The 16,121-nt window shown below is 60.9% G+C and carries 18 protein-coding genes and 1 pseudogene; 13 read left to right on the top strand and 6 right to left on the bottom strand.

All coding sequences use genetic code 11. The features are described 5' to 3' along the window. Positions 1-5 precede the first annotated feature (5 nt). Positions 6-902 (top strand): LysR family transcriptional regulator, encoded by an 897-nt coding sequence (locus tag ACSQ9D_RS20450; protein WP_436283675.1) that lies wholly within the window; start codon positions 6-8, stop codon positions 900-902. Between the two features lie 524 nt (positions 903-1,426). Here the strand turns inward: ACSQ9D_RS20450 and ACSQ9D_RS20445 are convergent. After that, positions 1,427-1,678 (bottom strand): hypothetical protein, encoded by a 252-nt coding sequence (locus tag ACSQ9D_RS20445; RefSeq protein ID WP_436283674.1) that lies wholly within the window; start codon positions 1,676-1,678, stop codon positions 1,427-1,429. Positions 1,679-1,945: 267 nt separating this feature from the next. Here ACSQ9D_RS20445 and ACSQ9D_RS20440 point away from each other — a divergent pair, with 267 nt between their 5' ends. The 3 genes from ACSQ9D_RS20440 to ACSQ9D_RS20430 all read left to right on the top strand — a co-directional run bounded on the left by ACSQ9D_RS20440 (position 1,946) and on the right by ACSQ9D_RS20430 (position 4,103). Continuing rightward, a complete protein-coding gene (locus ACSQ9D_RS20440) occupies positions 1,946-2,323 on the top strand; it encodes a helix-turn-helix domain-containing protein (protein WP_436283673.1) in 378 nt (125 codons plus the stop codon). After that, positions 2,323-3,555, top strand: a complete 1,233-nt coding sequence (locus tag ACSQ9D_RS20435) for a type II toxin-antitoxin system HipA family toxin (RefSeq protein ID WP_436283672.1) — start codon at positions 2,323-2,325, stop codon at positions 3,553-3,555. The genes ACSQ9D_RS20440 and ACSQ9D_RS20435 overlap by 1 nt, the downstream gene beginning before the upstream one ends. Positions 3,556-3,722: 167 nt before the next feature. Continuing rightward, positions 3,723-4,103 (top strand): hypothetical protein, encoded by a 381-nt coding sequence (locus ACSQ9D_RS20430; RefSeq protein WP_436283671.1) that lies wholly within the window; start codon positions 3,723-3,725, stop codon positions 4,101-4,103. Positions 4,104-4,150: 47 nt separating this feature from the next. On the opposite strand, the gene ACSQ9D_RS20425 is transcribed toward ACSQ9D_RS20430, so the two are convergent. Beyond that, positions 4,151-4,714, bottom strand: a complete 564-nt coding sequence (locus ACSQ9D_RS20425) for a methylated-DNA--[protein]-cysteine S-methyltransferase (RefSeq protein WP_436283670.1) — start codon at positions 4,712-4,714, stop codon at positions 4,151-4,153. A gap of 344 nt (positions 4,715-5,058) precedes the next feature. On the opposite strand from ACSQ9D_RS20425, the gene ACSQ9D_RS20420 reads away from it, so the two are divergent. The 4 genes from ACSQ9D_RS20420 (at position 5,059) to ybaK (ending at position 7,354) form a co-directional block, all read left to right on the top strand. Then, the gene (locus ACSQ9D_RS20420; RefSeq protein ID WP_436283669.1) at positions 5,059-5,403 is read left to right on the top strand and encodes a 2'-5' RNA ligase family protein; all 345 of its coding nucleotides are present in this window, start codon (positions 5,059-5,061) and stop codon (positions 5,401-5,403) included. Between the two features lie 67 nt (positions 5,404-5,470). Then, positions 5,471-6,526, top strand: coding sequence for a M14 family zinc carboxypeptidase (locus ACSQ9D_RS20415; RefSeq protein ID WP_436283668.1), 1,056 nt, complete (start codon positions 5,471-5,473; stop codon positions 6,524-6,526). Further along, positions 6,527-6,877, top strand: a complete 351-nt coding sequence (locus tag ACSQ9D_RS20410; protein WP_436283667.1) for an ArsC family reductase — start codon at positions 6,527-6,529, stop codon at positions 6,875-6,877. Positions 6,878-6,880: 3 nt separating this feature from the next. Further along, a complete protein-coding gene (gene ybaK / locus ACSQ9D_RS20405) occupies positions 6,881-7,354 on the top strand; it encodes a Cys-tRNA(Pro) deacylase (RefSeq protein WP_436283666.1) in 474 nt (157 codons plus the stop codon). Positions 7,355-7,356: 2 nt separating this feature from the next. Here ybaK and ACSQ9D_RS20400 read toward each other — a convergent pair whose 3' ends face one another. Beyond that, on the bottom strand, positions 7,357-7,806 hold the full coding sequence (locus ACSQ9D_RS20400) for a MarR family winged helix-turn-helix transcriptional regulator (RefSeq protein WP_436283665.1): 450 nt from the start codon (positions 7,804-7,806) through the stop codon (positions 7,357-7,359). A gap of 76 nt (positions 7,807-7,882) precedes the next feature. Here ACSQ9D_RS20400 and ACSQ9D_RS20395 point away from each other — a divergent pair, with 76 nt between their 5' ends. Then, positions 7,883-8,599 (top strand): glutathione S-transferase family protein, encoded by a 717-nt coding sequence (locus tag ACSQ9D_RS20395; RefSeq protein WP_436283664.1) that lies wholly within the window; start codon positions 7,883-7,885, stop codon positions 8,597-8,599. Between the two features lie 118 nt (positions 8,600-8,717). Continuing rightward, positions 8,718-9,971 carry an aminopeptidase gene (locus tag ACSQ9D_RS20390; RefSeq protein ID WP_436283663.1) on the top strand — a complete coding sequence of 418 codons (1,254 nt, stop codon included), beginning with the start codon at positions 8,718-8,720 and terminating at the stop codon, positions 9,969-9,971. Here ACSQ9D_RS20390 and ACSQ9D_RS20385 read toward each other — a convergent pair. Beyond that, positions 9,919-10,827, bottom strand: coding sequence for an EamA family transporter (locus ACSQ9D_RS20385; protein ID WP_436283662.1), 909 nt, complete (start codon positions 10,825-10,827; stop codon positions 9,919-9,921). The genes ACSQ9D_RS20390 and ACSQ9D_RS20385 overlap by 53 nt on opposite strands. 99 nt (positions 10,828-10,926) lie before the next feature. On the opposite strand from ACSQ9D_RS20385, the gene ACSQ9D_RS20380 reads away from it, so the two are divergent. Next, complete coding sequence (locus ACSQ9D_RS20380; RefSeq protein WP_436283661.1) at positions 10,927-11,409, top strand: MarR family winged helix-turn-helix transcriptional regulator; 483 nt, start codon at positions 10,927-10,929, stop codon at positions 11,407-11,409. Positions 11,410-11,803: 394 nt separating this feature from the next. Here the strand turns inward: ACSQ9D_RS20380 and xseA are convergent, their stop codons facing one another. Next, the gene (gene xseA, locus ACSQ9D_RS20375) at positions 11,804-13,393 is read right to left on the bottom strand and encodes an exodeoxyribonuclease VII large subunit (protein ID WP_436283660.1); all 1,590 of its coding nucleotides are present in this window, start codon (positions 13,391-13,393) and stop codon (positions 11,804-11,806) included. 215 nt (positions 13,394-13,608) lie between these two features. Between xseA and ACSQ9D_RS20370 the strand changes: the two are divergent. Together ACSQ9D_RS20370 and ACSQ9D_RS20365 are read left to right on the top strand one after the other, a co-directional pair. Next, positions 13,609-13,871, top strand: a pseudogene (locus tag ACSQ9D_RS20370) (spike base protein, RCAP_Rcc01079 family). Between the two features lie 116 nt (positions 13,872-13,987). Next, complete coding sequence (locus tag ACSQ9D_RS20365) at positions 13,988-14,224, top strand: hypothetical protein (RefSeq protein WP_436283659.1); 237 nt, start codon at positions 13,988-13,990, stop codon at positions 14,222-14,224. Between the two features lie 3 nt (positions 14,225-14,227). On the opposite strand, the gene ACSQ9D_RS20360 is transcribed toward ACSQ9D_RS20365, so the two are convergent. Further along, positions 14,228-16,069 carry a hypothetical protein gene (locus ACSQ9D_RS20360; RefSeq protein ID WP_436283658.1) on the bottom strand — a complete coding sequence of 614 codons (1,842 nt, stop codon included), beginning with the start codon at positions 16,067-16,069 and terminating at the stop codon, positions 14,228-14,230. Positions 16,070-16,121: the final 52 nt, after the last annotated feature.

Raw genomic sequence — 16,121 nt, 5'->3', positions numbered from 1 at the left:
GCACCATGATCAACTGGGATGACGTTCGCTACTTTCTTGCCGTCGCGCGCGGAGGCTCGGTGCGGGCTGCCGCCGGGCGCCTTGGTGTGAACCACTCGACCGTGCTGCGACGCATCGCACAGCTCGAGGAACGCCTCGGGGCGCAGATGTTCGAAAAGCTGCCTTCGGGCTATCGCCTGACGGCTGCGGGCGAGGAGGTCCTCGAGCTCGCGAACCAGATGGAAGCGTCGTCGCACCAGTTGGAGACGCGCGTCTTCGGGCGCGACCAGAGCGTGCGCGGGCTTCTGCGGGTGACGCTGGCACCGCCCCTCGCGACACACCTGCTCATGCCGGACTTCGCCGATTTCGCGCGTCTGCATCCGGACATCGAGATGGAAATCTTGTCGTCCGGCGAGCTAGCAAATCTGACCAACCGAGAGGCCGACGTGGCGATCCGCGTTGTCTACGACCGCAAAACCCTGCCGCTCAATCTTCACGGCCTGAAGGGACCGGAGCTGTTCGGCGGCGTCTACATGTCTCGCGATCGACTGGCCGCGTGGCATGCGGGTGCGCCGGATCCCATCCGGTGGATCGTCATAAGCATCCATGGCATCCCGGACTGGGCCCGCGAGGGCGAGGTTCGTACCACAGGGGTCCCGTTCAGGACCACGGACGGCGAGGCGCAGATCGTTGCAGTACGGCAAGGGCTCGGGATGACGACACTGCCGTGCTTCGTCGGAGATGCCGACCCCCTCCTGGTGAGGGTGCCGGGCACCGACCTGCACATGCATGGAACGCTCTGGCTTCTGACGCAGGGGGAGACACGGAAGACGAAGCGCGTCCGGCTCTTCACTGAGTTCGTATCCCGCCGGCTCGCCGCGTACGCTCCGCTTCTCGCGGGACTGTCCATATCGCGCGACTGACGCCCGGCAGGTCGCCGGTGACGCCTGCCGTAATCCGGTCGGAAGCCGACCTGCGATCGCTTGAAGCGACGTCGTTCAATCCGCGAATGTTGCCCCGTATCGCAACCGGCGCGAGGGCCACACTACTGACGGCGACGAACTTTACCATCGCTGACGGTCTTTTTGGCAGGCTGGAGACGCCGCTTTTGCGGAGAACTCCGAGGAAAATAGACCAACCGATATCGATAGTCTTTGAAACCGAGCAAATCGCGGATCGCCGAAATTCTCCTTTGAATTCAAGAGCGAGAATTTCTGACGGATCCGGGATATGGTTCTTCGTCGTCAGCGGAAAGATTTTCCTCGATGGATCAATGCGTTATGATGCTTCAGAACAATCGAGTGGGAATGATTTTTGGCCTGACGGGGAGTATCCGAAATACGCTAGAGCGCGCTGTAACCAAGCTGTCCGCCGACTCATTTCCAGCGAGCACCTACGGGCCAAGTCAGGCTTGAAACTGTGCACATGCACAGCGATTTTTTGAGAATCACGCTGTTGTCGCCCGGTTGCGGACGACGATTTCGTCGTGGGTCAGCTGACCGTCGGCCGCCATGAATTCCTTAAGGAGGGCGTCGCGATTGCCGGGAGCGCGAGATCGGTCGGGCGACCCCAGCGCCGATTGCAACTCTTTCGTCGTCAGTTCCGTGCAATAGACGGGGGTGTCGGGCCGCTGACGCCAGGAGTCGCTGAGACTTCCAGAGCCCAGCACGTCGAAGCCGGTGGCCTCCACCAGTTCCATGGTCGTGGCCTTGGCTCTCGATTTAGTTACGCACAAGGCGGGGGCATTCAGTATCGGGCTATAGCGTCGAATCGACGGCTCGCTATTCCGCGATCCTCCGCGGGCGCCAGTCGTCGCGATGCGCCTCTGTAGCCCCTAGGCAGCCAGTGGCTTCACGATGAGTGGGCAGTCGGCAGGACCTCTGTCGCACGACGACCTTGCCGAATGTACCAATTAGTCATATATGACGTGATAAATAGTTTTAGTCACCGTATCTGGATACTTGCTATGGGATCGCCGAAATCAAGGTCCGCCCTTGAAAGACTTGGACACGACGTCCGCGGTGCTCGTTTGCGGCGCGGCATCGCCGTGGCCGATCTGGCAGTGCGCGCGGGCACGTCGCCGAGCACCGTCGCGCGCTTGGAAAAGGGGGACCCCGGTGTCGGAATCGGCACGCTCGCCGATATCCTGGTCGTGCTTGGTCTTGTCGACCGACTGGCCGACCTGATCGACATCCGCAAGGACGAACTGGGTCTGGCGTTGACCGCCGAACGCCAGCCGCGTCGCGGACGGTCTTTTGCGACCGCACTGCGCAGGCAGAAGGCCAAGGGTAAAACGGCACAGAATGATCCAGACGTCGTCGATCCGGACGGCGCGTCATTCTGATGCCCGACTTCAACGCCCATGTCGTTCTCGGCGAGAGCCTGACACCTGTTGGTCAGCTGCGTTTCACACAGGCCGGGCCGCGCCAGTTCTCGACCTTCGCCTATGACCCCGCCTGGATCGAGAATCCCCGCGCTTTTGCCGTGCAGCCGACCTTTCCCCTTGAAGCTGGGCCATTTCACACGTCCGGCCAAGCCGGAAACATGCGCGACGCACTGGCGGGCGTCTTCGCCGATGCCGCGCCAGACAGCTGGGGCCGCAGGCTTCTCGAACGCGCCTATGGCAACGGCCTTTCCGAATTCGAGTACTTGACCCTGTCCGATGACACTTGCCGGCAAGGCGCGCTGCGATTTCTCGACGATTCCGGGCAGATCATCAGGGGTGGGGCGGCCGATGCCGTGCCACGCCTCGTCGATCTACAGGCGATCACCGCCATCGCGCGGGCCTATGAGCATGGCAGAGAGATTTCCGCCGAGGAGATACAGGTACTCGTCGGCGCGGGCGGTTCCGGCGGCGCGCGTCCCAAGGCCAATGTCAAGGACGGCGAGACGCTCTGGCTTGCCAAGTTCACGTCGGTCCACGATCAGCAACCGATCGAATGTGTCGAGGTTGCTACGCTCCGCCTCGCCTGGGCCTGCGGCATCCGCACGCCGGAGGTCAGGCTGGAACTGGCCGATACGCCATTCCCGGTCGCTCTGATCCAGCGGTTCGACCGGCGCGGGACCTCACGTATTCCTTATATCTCGGCCCGCACTGCCCTTGTGAAGACCGGAACCGAGCTGGGCTCCTATACGGAGATCGTCGATTTCATGAGGGCAAATGCCGCTGATCCGCAGGCCGATTTCCGCGAACTCTTTCTGCGCCTGATCTTCACCATCCTTGTGTCGAACAAGGACGACCACCTGAAGAATCACGGCTTCCTCTATGTGGGAGCCGGCCGCTGGCGATTGTCTCCGGTTTTCGATGTGAACCCCGCGCCTGACCGCAATCGGCATCTCGAAACGGCGATCATCGAGGGCGGCGCGCATGACCGGTCGATCCTTCTGGCCCTCGAAGCGTGCGAGTTCTTCGAGATCGCCGAAGCGGACGCTCGCCGAATGATCCGCGAGACGGCGCAGCGCATCTCCCGTGAATGGCGTGAGGCGCTTCGACAGGTGGGTGTCTCCGGATCCTTGGCGCGCCAATATGAGCCCGCCTTCATAAACGACCAGAGTGAAATAGCACTCGCCGTTTAAGCTTCAGATATGCGCAAAAGAGAGCAGTAAGTAGTCATATATGACATATTAAGCTTACAAAGCGTCGGGAACATGATCTGAGTTGGTCTTGGCTGTTGCTGACGAAGAGGCCGCGCGTCCACGCCGCCTTCTGCTCGATCTTGCCATGAAAACTGTGCAGTTCGGCCGTGCCACTTGGCTTCGAGGAGATAGATGTCGGTGCCAAGCTGGACGCTGCCGTCGATCTGTTCGCCTTTCAGCCGGAAGGGGTCCTTGGCGGCCAGGCCGAAGGCGTCGAACAGCCCTTGATTGCGGCTCTCGGCATTGACGACGGGATCCTCGCCGCCGGTACGGGCGAGATAATCCGAGCGATGCTCCCAGAGCGCTGTTGGGGTGCGGATCGCGGTAGCGTCGTCGCAGCTCTGCAGGATGCAGCGCAGGCGCCCTTCGAGCCACCATTCGCCGCATATTTCGGATCGTCGATGTTGACCTTGAGCTCGGAGGCGAAGAAGTCCGCGAAGCTGGTGTCGGAGAAGTCCAGCGCCAAAGCTGGATCAAAAAACAATTGAATGGGAATGATTGCCGGTCGCGCCGCCTGATGTGACCTCAAAACCTATCATAAGTCGAGGGTCTGCTGCGCCGGTTTCGGCGGCACCAGGCTGACGCCCTCGAGTTCGAGCATCTTCTGTTTCGACGACGAGCCGCCCGGCGCGGAAAAGCCGCCGATCTTGTTTCCGGCCGCAAGAACGCGATGGCACGGGATGATCAACGCCACCGGGTTTTTCGCCATCGCCTGGCCGACATCGCGCGCCGCCTCCGGCCCGGCGCCGAGTTGCTTTGCAAGCGCGCCATAGGTGGTGGTGTGGCCCCAGCCGACCTGTCGCGCGGCATCGTAGATCTGTTTGAAGAAGGCGTCCTGGCCAGTGAGGTCAAGCTTGATGGCCGAGAAGTCCGTCGGCTCTCCGTGGAAATAGCGCTTTACCGCCGCCACCACCTCGGTGACGGCAGGGAGTGGTGTTGCGGGCTCGGCGCCTGGGATGCGACGCAGGAGCAGGCGCTCCGTCGCCTCGGCGCTCGACGTCGGCAATTGGAAGCGCGTGACGCCGACATCGTTCCAGGCAATACCGCAAAAGCCGGCGGCGGTTTCGAAGATCAGATAGTGGTGTGTTGCCTGTTTCATGGTGAGTAACTCCATGCTGGATCACCCTGAAAATCGTGCAGCCGAGCGCTGAATTCAACCCGTTTCTTGCCCAGCACCAAACGCTATTGCCCCGACTCACGATTAATGTTCTCTTTTTTGTTCTTGTCATTTCAGGATCAGGCGTTGCGATCCCTGTATTCCCTGGAGAACGGACGACGGACAATCGCTCAGCGAATGCCTGGAGATCCAAAGGCGGCTGCAGCTGGATCACCTTCCCTTCGCATCACCGCGTCTACTCTAGCTTCTGCATGTCTCGCTCTATAACCTCGACCAGAGCACGCGGATTTCAAACGCGCTGATCTTCGCAGCCCGTCGGGCCGCCAGTGCCCATCGACGCCTGCCAGTTCGAACTGTCATTCGATCATGTCGCGACCTTCAGGACGTCAACGCGAAACGCCATCGTCCTCGGCGGCAACGGCGGCCGGGAGCTGCTGCGACAGCTGCATGTGCAGATCGGTATCGAGATCCACAAACTCGGCGAAGACACCAGAATAAATCAGAACTTTAAGCCACATGGGACGCTACTCTACGATAGTCAGGTGATGCCGCGTGTCGCTCTGCAGAAACCCGTGGTCGTCGCCGCGCGCGAATTTGTGCTGTTGCGCAATCGTCCGGGCGAACGTGGCTACGAGCATGTCGATCGTTGGCCGCGGCGGGCGCGAGGATAACGGCTTGCCGAGGGCTATCAAAGTCGCTTAAAGCTCCTGCGACGACGGCAAGACTGCGGAGAGCGATATGAATACGTCCGAGATCATCATTGCGGGCGACACAGCGGGTATCGAGTGGCGGCTGCCCGTTCTTCGCTTCAAGGGCAGCGATCCCGCCGCGCCGAAGGTCTATATTCAGGCAGCCCTGCACGCCGACGAACTGCCTGGCACCGCTTTGGTGCATTTTCTGTGCGAAAGATTGCGCCAGTCCGAAAGTGCCGGTCAGATCAAGAGCGACATTATCGTCGTCCCGCATGCCAACCCGATCGGTGCGGCCCAGTCTCATTTCGGCGAACTTCAGGGTCGCTTCGATCTTGGATCGCGCACCAACTTCAACCGCGAATTTCCGCTGATTTCGGCGAAGGATCGCGACGGGCTTCTTGAGAACCTCGAGCCCCTTGCGGCAGTCGACAAACTGAAACGCCAATTGCTGCACATGGCGCTTGGATGCGATCTGGTGATCGATCTGCATTGCGATGATGAATCATTGCAATATGCCTACATAGACGAGGCCTTCTGGCCGGAGGCGGCCGATCTCGCCTCGGCGATGGAGATGGAAGCGGTCCTTCTATCCGATGGGGAGAGTTCCGCCTTTGAAGAAGCGGTCGGTTTTGCCTGGAAGTACGAGACGCTGGAGAAGCAATCGCGCCTGCCCGGCAAGTTGTCTGTGACCGTCGAGCTTCGCGGCCGCCGCGACGTCTATCCCGAGATGGCGATGAAGGATGCCGAGGGGCTTTGGAAGTTTCTGGTAGGCCGGGGCGCCATCGACGCCACTGTCTCGCTAGCCGCCTTCGACGGCCCCGCGGTGCCGCTCGACAATATCGAAATTGTCCGCGCGCTGGAGGCCGGCACGGTTCTGTTCCACCGCAACATCGGCGAGCAGGTTGTCGAAGGCGACATTCTTGCGACGTTGATCACCCGGCCCGGTATGGCCGATGGCAGCATCGAGATTCGGGCGCCACAGGCCGGGCTGATCGTTACGCGCAGTTCCGAACGGCTCGTTCGCCGCCGCGCCGACCTGATGAAGATTGCTTGCAAGACCGCCAGCAAGGCGACGCGCAAACCCGGAACGCTGGAGGACTAAGTGACCGTCACGATCTACGGCATCAGGAACTGCGACACGATGAAGAAGGCCCGCAGCTGGCTGGAGGAGCGCGACATCGCCTACCAGTTTCACGACTACAAGGCGGTCGGAATCGATCGCGCACATCTGCAGACATGGACGAAGGAAGCAGGCTGGGAGACCGTGCTCAACCGCGCCGGCACGACCTTCCGCAAGCTGCCGGAGGCTGACCGCAACAATCTCGATGAGGGCAAGGCGATCACGTTGATGCTGGCGCAGCCGTCAATGATCAAGCGTCCCGTTATCGAGGCGGACGACAGGCTGCTGATCGGTTTCAAGCCCGAGATCTACACCAGCTTCTTCGAGGCCTGATCGATGTCGAAAACGACGCGCGCCACACAGGTTCTCAGCAAGGCAGGGGTGGCCTTTACGGTTCACACCTACGACTACGACCCGAATGCAGAGCGTGTCGGCCTGCAGGCTGCCGAGGCGCTTGGCGAGGAGCCGCATCGCGTGTTGAAGACGCTGATGGCGGAGGTCGACGGCAAAGCAGTCTGCGTTGTCGTTCCCTCCGATCGCGAGGTCAGCATGAAGAAGCTGGCAAACGTCTTCGGCGGCAAGTCCGCCAACATGATGAAGCCCGCCGATGCCGAGCGCCTGACAGGCTACCACGTCGGCGGCATCAGCCCATTCGGGCAGAAGAAGCTCGTCCCGACCGCGATCGAAGAGGCTGCGCTTGTCGAAACGCAGGTCTACATCAATGGCGGACAGCGCGGGCTGCAGGTTCGGCTCGATCCGAAGGACGCATTGAAGACGCTGAAGGCCTCGGCCGCGCCTCTCATCGCCTGAACTCAGCTGAAGCGTGCCAACAGAGACGTAAGTGCCGCGGCATCGGCCGCGCTCAACTTCGAACCGAAATTGTCTTCGATGGCCTTGGCATAGACCTGCCACATGCGCTTCTGCAGCACGCGGCCGCTTTCGGTGACAACTACCCACCGCCCGCGCCCATCCTGATCGAAGGTTTCGCGCTGGACCAGGCCTTCTTTCTCAAGGCGATCGATCAGGCGCGAGAGATTGTACTGGGCAAGCAGCGTGCGCTCTTCGATCTCGAACGGTCGCAATCTGCCTTGCGGCGACCGCACCAATTCCCAGAGCACATCGTACCAACCAAGCGAGGGCAATCCGGCTGACTTGAGATCCGCTTCGATCCGGCCGAGCAGCCGTTGCTGCGCACGCATAAGCCTGATCCAGGCATTGATCGCGGCCTCCGACGGACTGACGTGATCTCGTTCCTTATGCATAGATGCATTTACATTTATCTTGAACTGCGACGCAAGAAACATTACATGCATTTGCATCTACAATGGAGACTGCGCCATGGATCCCGTGCACACCGAACAGTCCGGTTCCGCTCTGCTGCTTGTCAGCCATCATCTCTGCCCTTACGTGCAGCGCGCCGCGATCGCGCTTGCGGAGAAGGGAGTGCCCTTCGAGCGGATCAACATCGATCTCGCAGACAAGCCCGACTGGTTCCTCGAGATTTCGCCGCTCGGCAAGGTGCCTCTGCTTTGCGTTCGCAACAGCGACGGCAGCCAAGAGATACTCTTCGAGAGCAGCGTGATTTGCGAATATCTGGAAGAGACTCAAGACGGGCCTCGCCTTCACCCGGCGGATGCCATCACTCGCGCCCGCCACCGCGGCTGGATGGAGTTCGGCTCTTCGATCCTCTCCGATCTCTGGGTCTATGAGACGACACAGGATCGGGCGCAGCTCGAGGCCAAGCGGAAAGTAGTCGCGTCGAAATTCGCGACCATCGAAGCGGAACTGAAGAGCGGCCCTTATTTCGCGGGCGCCAGCTTCAGTTTGGTCGATGCCGTATTTGCGCCGATTATCCGCTACTTCGACGTGTTCGACACAATCGGCGACAGCGGTATTTTCACCGGCCTGCCACGCGTACAGGCCTGGCGAGCAGCACTCTCCGACCGGCCGAGCGTCAAGGTCGCGGTTGCGCCTGATTACGCTGACCGGCTGATGGCCTTTCTGAAACGTCACGACGCGGCCCTGTTGCAGCAACCATCCACCTCGGCGGCCTGATCCCGATGCAAGCCGATGGTGGCAAAGAGCAACCATCGGCTGACAAGCGAGCTTCAATTTCGCCGCAAAGGGGTCTAAGTCTACCGGTCAGTCCGTTTCGTTCGAGGAGTGACCGATCATGAATTTTATGTCCCAAAGCCAGACCTCCGTGGATCCGGCAAAGCTTGAGAAGCTTGCGGAAGTGGCCGTCAAGGTCGGCCTGCAGCTGCAGACGGGTCAGGATCTGGTAATCACCGCTCCTGTGGTCGCCCTCCCCCTTGTCCGTCTGATTACGAAGCATGCCTACATGGGGGGCGCGGGCCTGGTGACTGTATTCTATTCCGACGAGGAAGCGACACTCGCACGCTATCGGTACGGCAACGACCAGAGCTTCGACCGTGCCTCTGACTGGCTTTACGATGGTATGGCGAAGGCCTATGCCAAGGGTGCCGCCCGCCTTGCCGTTTCCGGCGACAACCCGATGCTGCTGTCCGAGCAGGATCCCGCCAAGGTGGGCCGTGCCAACCGGGCGAACTCTGCTGCCTACAAGCCGGCGCTGGAAAAGATCTCGAATTTCGACATCAACTGGAACATCGTATCCTATCCCAACCCGTCCTGGGCAGCGCTTGTCTTTCCCGACGATCCGGAGGCGATTGCGGTCGCCAAGCTCGCCAAGGCGATCTTCGCCGCATCGCGCGTCGATGTCCAAGACCCGATCGCCGCCTGGGCCGAGCACAACGCCAACCTTGCCAAACGCTCAAGCTGGCTGAATGGTGAACGCTTCGCCTCGCTGCATTTCAGAGGACCCGGCACCGATTTGACGGTCGGCCTCGCTGACGGTCACGAGTGGCATGGCGGCTCGTCTGTTGCCAAGAACGGCATTACCTGCAACCCGAATATTCCGACCGAGGAAGTCTTCACGACGCCGCATGCGCTGCGCGTCGAGGGCCACGTCTTAAGCACCAAGCCGTTGTCGCATCAGGGGACGCTAATCGACAATATCCAGGTTCGCTTTGAAGGCGGCCGGATCGTCGAGGCGAAGGCCTCACGCGGCGAGGAAGTGCTGAACAAGGTGCTGGACACCGACGAGGGTGCGCGCCGGCTCGGCGAGGTGGCACTGGTGCCGCATTCGTCGCCGATCTCGGCCAGCGGCATTCTCTTCTACAACACGCTGTTCGACGAAAACGCCTCGTGCCACATCGCGCTCGGCCAGTGCTACTCGAAGTGCTTCATCGATGGCGCCAACCTGACCCAGGATCAGATCAAGGCTCAAGGAGGCAACTCGAGCCTGATCCACATAGACTGGATGATCGGCTCGGGCCAAGTCGATATCGACGGCATCAAGCCGGACGGCTCGCGCGCTCCGGTGATGCGTCAGGGCGAATGGGCCTGACGGACATCGTACGCTGACTGAGCCAGACGCTTGCGAGCACCGTTGCAAAGCCGAAAAGCTGCGCGGGCGTCAGGCTTTGTCCGAGACCCAGCCACCCGAGAACAGTGGCGGTGATCGGGCTCAGGAAACCCAGTGAGGCCGCAGCGGAGGGCTCGATGCGCGCGAGCCCCCGGAACCACAACAGATAGGTAAACGCCGCGCCGATCAGGCCGAGATAGGCCATGCCGAGGATATTCGCCGCAGTTGGCGCCGGGAATGCTGGTTCGAAGAGAAAAACGACCGGCGCGAGCAGGATACCGCCGGCCGTCAGCTGCCACGCAGTAAAAGCAAGGTTCGAAACGGGCGGAACCCAACGCCTCGTCAGCACCGTGCCCAAGGCCATCGAGACCGCGCCGGCGAGACCGGCAGCCACGCCAATCGGATCCAGCGCGGCATTCGGCGTGAGGACCAATAGCGCGACACCCATCATCCCAACGAGCCCAGCACTAACGGCAAGAGCCTGGATCGGCCTGCCGAGGAAGACGCGCGACAGCAGGATGACGACAAGCGGCTGAATGGCGCCAACGGTCGCGGCGACGCCGCCCGGCAACCGATAGGCCGACACAAACAGCATCGCCCAGAAGAACGAGAAATTGAGGCCGCCAAGCACGAAGGCACGAAACCACCAGACGCCCTGCGGCAGTTTCCGTACGATCGCAAGTAGCAGCAGTCCGGCCGGCAAAGCGCGCAGGAAAGCCACCGTCAGCGGATATCCGTGCGGAAGGAAGGATGTGGTCACGAAATAGGTGCTGCCCCAGATAGTCGGAGCCAACCCGGTGATCAGCACATCGGACAGAGGCGTCGTATTTTTCTTCATCTCAAGAATCTCTATATCAAGATAAATAGAATGTATCATTATTTATCTTGACGTCAAGATACATGATGATAACAGTTCCTCAGGAGAACGGGCTGCCGGATGGATCGCGTTGACAAGATACTTGCGCAATGGCGCAGGGAGCGTCCCGACCTCGACACAGAGGCGATGGGCATCATGGGCCGGTTAAAGCGGCTGACGACGCACCTCGCCCGCGAGGTCGAGCAGGTGTTGCAGGGGCACGGGCTTTCCTCCTCCGCCTTCGACGTGCTTGCGACCCTCAGACGCTCGGGCGCGCCCTATCGGCTCTCGCCCGGCGATCTGCTGTCGATGACGATGGTCAGTTCCGGTACGATGACGAACCGGATCGACCAGTTGGAGAAGGCGGGCCTGGTCGAACGCATTCTCAATCCTGACGATCGGCGAAGTGTGCTCATCGCCCTGACCGAGGCCGGGCTTGTTGCGGTGGAGGGCGCCGCCGGCGCCCACGTGGCCAATCAGCAACGTTTGATGCAGGCCTTCAGCGCCGAGGAAAAGGCCGAGCTCGACGCGCTGCTGCGCAAGTTTCTAGCGACCTTCGAATAGCTGAAGCATATGTCCCACGCGCACGCCGGCCGATGGTTCGGGCTGCGCGATGCCTCATTCGATGTCTCAGGTCGACCCAGATTGCAGCATGGCCCGATGCCGCGTGTTTTGGCTCAGTCAGCTGCGGATAAGTGCCCCAGCGCTTCGGACGGCTCCCGGGCCAGGCTCCCTTGCGGAAGACACTGCCACGCTCGATTTTCTTGAAAAGCTCGGCGACAGAACAGGTCGTCTATCTTGTTTCCAGCATTGCCGAGACCGAAAGCCACCGTCGTCGAAATCCGGATGAGCAAAAGCATCCCAAGCGTGCTCCCTTCAGCGGCGCCAGAGACGCGCAGAATGACACGCATATGTATTTCAATGATGTCTTCGCCCGAATCGAAGCGCCAGTGGCTACCTAGAAGAGACTGCCCTGTTTCGGCGGCGCGCGCTCGTCTTGCGGCTTCGCCGTTTTCTTCCTCAGCGTGGAAGAGGACGAGCCTCCTTCGGTGGTCACCGCGCCGACGTGACCATCCGCAAACTCGATCGAAATACTCATGCCGGATGAGAGCGTCGCAGCCTGCGACACGGGCCTGTTCTCGTCGTCCCGAATAACAGCGTAACCACGCTTCAGGACGTTCTTGTAAGACAACGACTGCAGCATGCGGTCCTGGGCCGTGAGCTCGCCGCGTGCCCGCGTTAGCTGGTGCCTCACCGCTGTGTCGGCGTGACGCGACAGATTGGTGAGGTGATCGCGCAAGCGAGCGGTCTGCGTCTTGAGGCGCGTCGGCAGCGTGGTGAAGATTGCATCGGCACGACCAACCCGCGATTTCGAGCGATCGATGAGGCGCTCGATCGTCCGCTCGGCACGCGTCATCCGTTCGTTCAGGTACTGGCGACGCTCTGCAATGCGGTTCGATAAAACATCAGGCCGCAGATGTGCGGCCGTCCGCTCCAAGCTGCGGCGCTTGTTGATCGTGTTGAGTTCAAGGCCGCGGCCGAGACCGGCGGCGACCTCATCAAACCGGCGACGCGGCAGGGCCAACAGCTGATCCAGCGAAGGCAGAGCGCGGATCAAAGCCCGTAGGGACTGGCGATGATGATCCATGCGGCGGCTCATGCAACCCTGCAGGCGCGCCGCGAGCCCCGCCGTCTGGGCCTCCAATTCGGCTTTCACGGGAACCGCCATCTCGGCCGCACCGGTCGGCGTCGGCGCGCGCACGTCGGCGGCATAGTCGATCAACGTCCAGTCGGTTTCGTGACCGACGGCCGAGATCACCGGAATTTGGCTCTCGGCGGCGGCGCGCACCACGATTTCGTCGTTGAAGCTCCAGAGATCCTCGAGGCTACCACCGCCGCGCGCGACGATCAGGACGTCCGGACGCAGCATTTCCCCGCGTGGCTCGAAGCTGTTGAAGCCTCTGATGGCGTTGGCGATTTCCTCGCCGGAGCCCTCACCCTGCACCTTCACCGGCCAGACGATGACATGAACCGGGAAGCGATCGGATATACGGTGGAGAATGTCGCGAATGACGGCACCCGTCGGCGAGGTCACGACGCCGATCACCCTGGGCATGAACGGCAGTCGCCGCTTGCGGGACTGATCGAAGAGGCCTTCGGCGCCAAGCCTGCGCTTGCGCTCTTCGATCAGCGCCATCAGCGCGCCGGCGCCGGCCGGCTCCAGCGTCTCGATAACAATCTGATACTTCGACGAGCCGGGAAAAGTCGTCACCTTGCCGGTGGCGATCACCTCCATCCCCTCTTCGGGGCGGAATTTCAGCCTGGAAAAGGTGCCCTTCCAGACGACGGCGTCAATGCGGGCACGATCATCCTTCAAGGCAAAATAGGCGTGCCCGGAAGAGTGCGGACCTCTGTATCCGGAAATCTCGCCGCGCACACGCACCTGGTCGAAGGCAGTCTCGACGGTGCGCTTGATCGAGCCGGAAAGTTCCGAAACCGAGTACTCGGTAAGATTGCTCGGCGAATCATTCTCAAAGACGTTGCTCATAGTCCTGTTCTACCCGATGAGGCCGCAAAGAGCAGCCTCCAAAGGGGGCACGATTTTTTGTGCTTTCCCGTAGCGAAAATCGGCGGTCTAGCCATTTTTCATTCAACATCAAAGGCTTAATTTGAAAGAGCGGCAAAGCCGACAATCGATCACCTCTCCATTTTCCCGGCGATCCTTACAGAGCGATCATCGGGCAGACGACAAAAGGAGTTTCCATGTCCGACCGTTCCGCCTCTCATGCCCCATCACTTACCGTTCCTGCAAGCGCTGACTTTTCCATCACCCCCAATGACAATCTCGACCTCGCTGAGACCACAAGGCCAGGCTATATCGGCATTGGCGGAGACCTGGTCGTGACCATGGCGTCGGGAAGGCTCTTTCCTTTGCCTCTGTTCCCGACGGATCGCTGCTGCGGCTGCGGATTTCCCGGGTCCATGCCACCGGCACTACCGTGGAGAGCAGTCTCGGGCTGACTTAGATTACCCGTTGGACCCAACTGTACCGATTGCGAGCATGGGGAAAACGGTAAGAAACGGCTCGATTAATTGTTCGACAAGATAGACACGCTATACTGAAGCGAATTAGGAGATGCCGATGATCGCTCTGACGGCCACAACATTGGGTTTCGTTACTGCGCCGATGCGCTCGATCTTTTCGATGGTGCTGGTCGGCTGCCTCGTCTGCGTCGCCTATGCCGGTGCGGCTTGGGTCTCGTCGACATCCGTTCTCGACCTAACCGCCGCCATCGTCTGCTATGACGCTGGCCTTCTGATCTGCCTTCTCGGCCTCTACGCATTCGATCGTATCCGCGAACGTCGACGCTTCGTGTAAATCTTACGAACCGGTGGGCACGTAGCGAAAGAACCGAACAGGCGCGCCCTCGGGCGTCGGCATGGGCTTCAGGTAAGCCGGAACGACGCCTTTCGCCAATTGCGCGTAGAGACCATCCGGCTTCATTTTCGCAAGTTCCCTGGTCTGCGGATTGTCGGCGCAGAAGGCGAGAACCGTGACGCCATTACCCTTCAGGAAAGCCTCGGCTTCCTGTGGCTCTGCCAGGCCGATATGCATTTCTGTGAGCATGCCACCCTGGTTTCGATGGTACGGCGCTGCCAGGATGCGGTTTTCCGTAAAGCGGAGAATCGAGACACCCACGTCGGACGGCGCGACCACCAGCCCCGCCGGCCCATCGCTCAATGGCGCCAGGGACGACTTCGATGAGCAGGACGGTTTTGCGGGCGCCGCTTGCAGGATGCTTTCGCCGTTCTCCACCTGCATACCCATCAGCCCTCCTGCGAGCCCCCAAACCGTCGCCACGCTCATGATTACGGTGGAAAGGTAGCAGAAGGCGGCCGCGACATCGTCGCTGTCGCTGGCCGATATCCGGCGCATGTCGATAATCAGCAACGTCAGTGGCAGAATTGCGAGAAGATTGGAAAACATGGTGCCGCGCACCTGAAAAGCGGCGATTGCCCAACTCACGGTGAGGAGGAAAAGCAGGACCAGATGGACCCGCACCCGGTCGCCGTAAACGAGGCGGAACACGCAGGTGGCAAGTGCGAAGACGCCGGTCGCATAGTAGAAGCCCAGCGTAAACGGGTCCTGCCGGTTGAGGGCAAGGATCGACTGTGCCTCCTGAACGCCGTCCAGCCAGAGCTTGGCAAGAAGGGGATCGAGGTCAGCGAGTGGATTATGGAGGCATTGCGGAGCGATCGTCACGGCGGCGGCAAGGACGAGCGCGCCGATCCCGCCCAAAGCGACAAATCGCAGCAACCGGCTTCCTCTGCTTGCGAACGTTGCGGCAAAGAGCAAGAGCCCGCCACCGAGCGCCGCGAGGCTGTAATAGCCAAGCGACAGGTTATCGCAGGTGACCGTCGAATAGAGGCGCGGCGGGACTGTGCCAAAGAAAAACAGGCTGATGGATAGAGCCAATGCAAGCCCGAAAGCCTTGGCTGCGCGCGCAAACGGCTCACCTTCCCAAACCCATGAGACAGCGACGACGATGCACACTGCCGCCACGAAAGGCGTTGTCTCAACCCCGATCGCAATTGCAGTTGCCGCCGCCAATCCGGCGACCGCATAGCTGAGCGGTCGATGGTCTTCGTCGAGGAGCATCGCGGTCATAATCGCGACAAGTGCGAACTGGACATTGTGGTGGTCGATGGCGCCGGGCAGGAAGCGGTTGCTGGGGATCAGCAGAAATGCCGTCAGTCCCAGCGCGACGTGCATCCCGAACGCGCCGCCGACGCGGCGGCCGGCAAGCCCCATGGCCCACAGGCTGGGGACGGTCAGTGAAAGCGGCCAGACGGCCAGCGCAAGCGCCTCTGCCCGCTCTTGCGGCAGAAAGAAGTCGAAAAATCTGATCAGGGTCGCGATTGGAAGGTCAATCAGGCGGGACCAGTGCATCAGGCTGCCCTCGCCCAGCCCCATACGGTATTGCATCAGGTCGAACCAGCCCTGCCCGTTCAGGAAATCGCGCACTTCGACGAGCCGCATGCCGTCGTCATTGTCCGCGCCGACATAATCGGTCGCGCCGGGCAGCTTCAGGGCAAGGATCGCGGCAACAAGGAGGGCGCTGTAAAGAAGCACCGACGGCCATAGCTCGGACATCAAGGCGCGCAGCTTTGCGATCGACGATGGAGATGTGGAAACATCGACCATCTGGGCAACATTCGTCATGAAGCGGATCTCACCGTTTTGAGTAGCAAGATCCTACTGCGCTCCTATCAAG

The organism is Rhizobium sp. LjRoot258, assembly GCF_964254185.1.
Taxonomy (GTDB): Bacteria; Pseudomonadota; Alphaproteobacteria; order Rhizobiales; family Rhizobiaceae; genus Rhizobium.
Note: the sequence above shows the minus strand (reverse complement) of the source record. Positions and strands in the feature narration are given on the sequence as shown.

Coding starts and splice junctions, on each gene's coding strand:
- ACSQ9D_RS20450 (WP_436283675.1), top strand. CDS start 6: ATGATCAACTGGGATGACGTTCGCTACTTTCTTGCCGTCGCGCGCGGA.
- ACSQ9D_RS20445 (WP_436283674.1), bottom strand. CDS start 1,678: ATGGAACTGGTGGAGGCCACCGGCTTCGACGTGCTGGGCTCTGGAAGT.
- ACSQ9D_RS20440 (WP_436283673.1), top strand. CDS start 1,946: ATGGGATCGCCGAAATCAAGGTCCGCCCTTGAAAGACTTGGACACGAC.
- ACSQ9D_RS20435 (WP_436283672.1), top strand. CDS start 2,323: ATGCCCGACTTCAACGCCCATGTCGTTCTCGGCGAGAGCCTGACACCT.
- ACSQ9D_RS20425 (WP_436283670.1), bottom strand. CDS start 4,714: ATGAAACAGGCAACACACCACTATCTGATCTTCGAAACCGCCGCCGGC.
- ACSQ9D_RS20415 (WP_436283668.1), top strand. CDS start 5,471: ATGAATACGTCCGAGATCATCATTGCGGGCGACACAGCGGGTATCGAG.
- ybaK (WP_436283666.1), top strand. CDS start 6,881: ATGTCGAAAACGACGCGCGCCACACAGGTTCTCAGCAAGGCAGGGGTG.
- ACSQ9D_RS20400 (WP_436283665.1), bottom strand. CDS start 7,806: ATGCATAAGGAACGAGATCACGTCAGTCCGTCGGAGGCCGCGATCAAT.
- ACSQ9D_RS20395 (WP_436283664.1), top strand. CDS start 7,883: ATGGATCCCGTGCACACCGAACAGTCCGGTTCCGCTCTGCTGCTTGTC.
- ACSQ9D_RS20390 (WP_436283663.1), top strand. CDS start 8,718: ATGAATTTTATGTCCCAAAGCCAGACCTCCGTGGATCCGGCAAAGCTT.
- ACSQ9D_RS20385 (WP_436283662.1), bottom strand. CDS start 10,827: ATGAAGAAAAATACGACGCCTCTGTCCGATGTGCTGATCACCGGGTTG.
- ACSQ9D_RS20380 (WP_436283661.1), top strand. CDS start 10,927: ATGGATCGCGTTGACAAGATACTTGCGCAATGGCGCAGGGAGCGTCCC.
- xseA (WP_436283660.1), bottom strand. CDS start 13,393: ATGAGCAACGTCTTTGAGAATGATTCGCCGAGCAATCTTACCGAGTAC.
- ACSQ9D_RS20365 (WP_436283659.1), top strand. CDS start 13,988: ATGATCGCTCTGACGGCCACAACATTGGGTTTCGTTACTGCGCCGATG.
- ACSQ9D_RS20360 (WP_436283658.1), bottom strand. CDS start 16,069: ATGACGAATGTTGCCCAGATGGTCGATGTTTCCACATCTCCATCGTCG.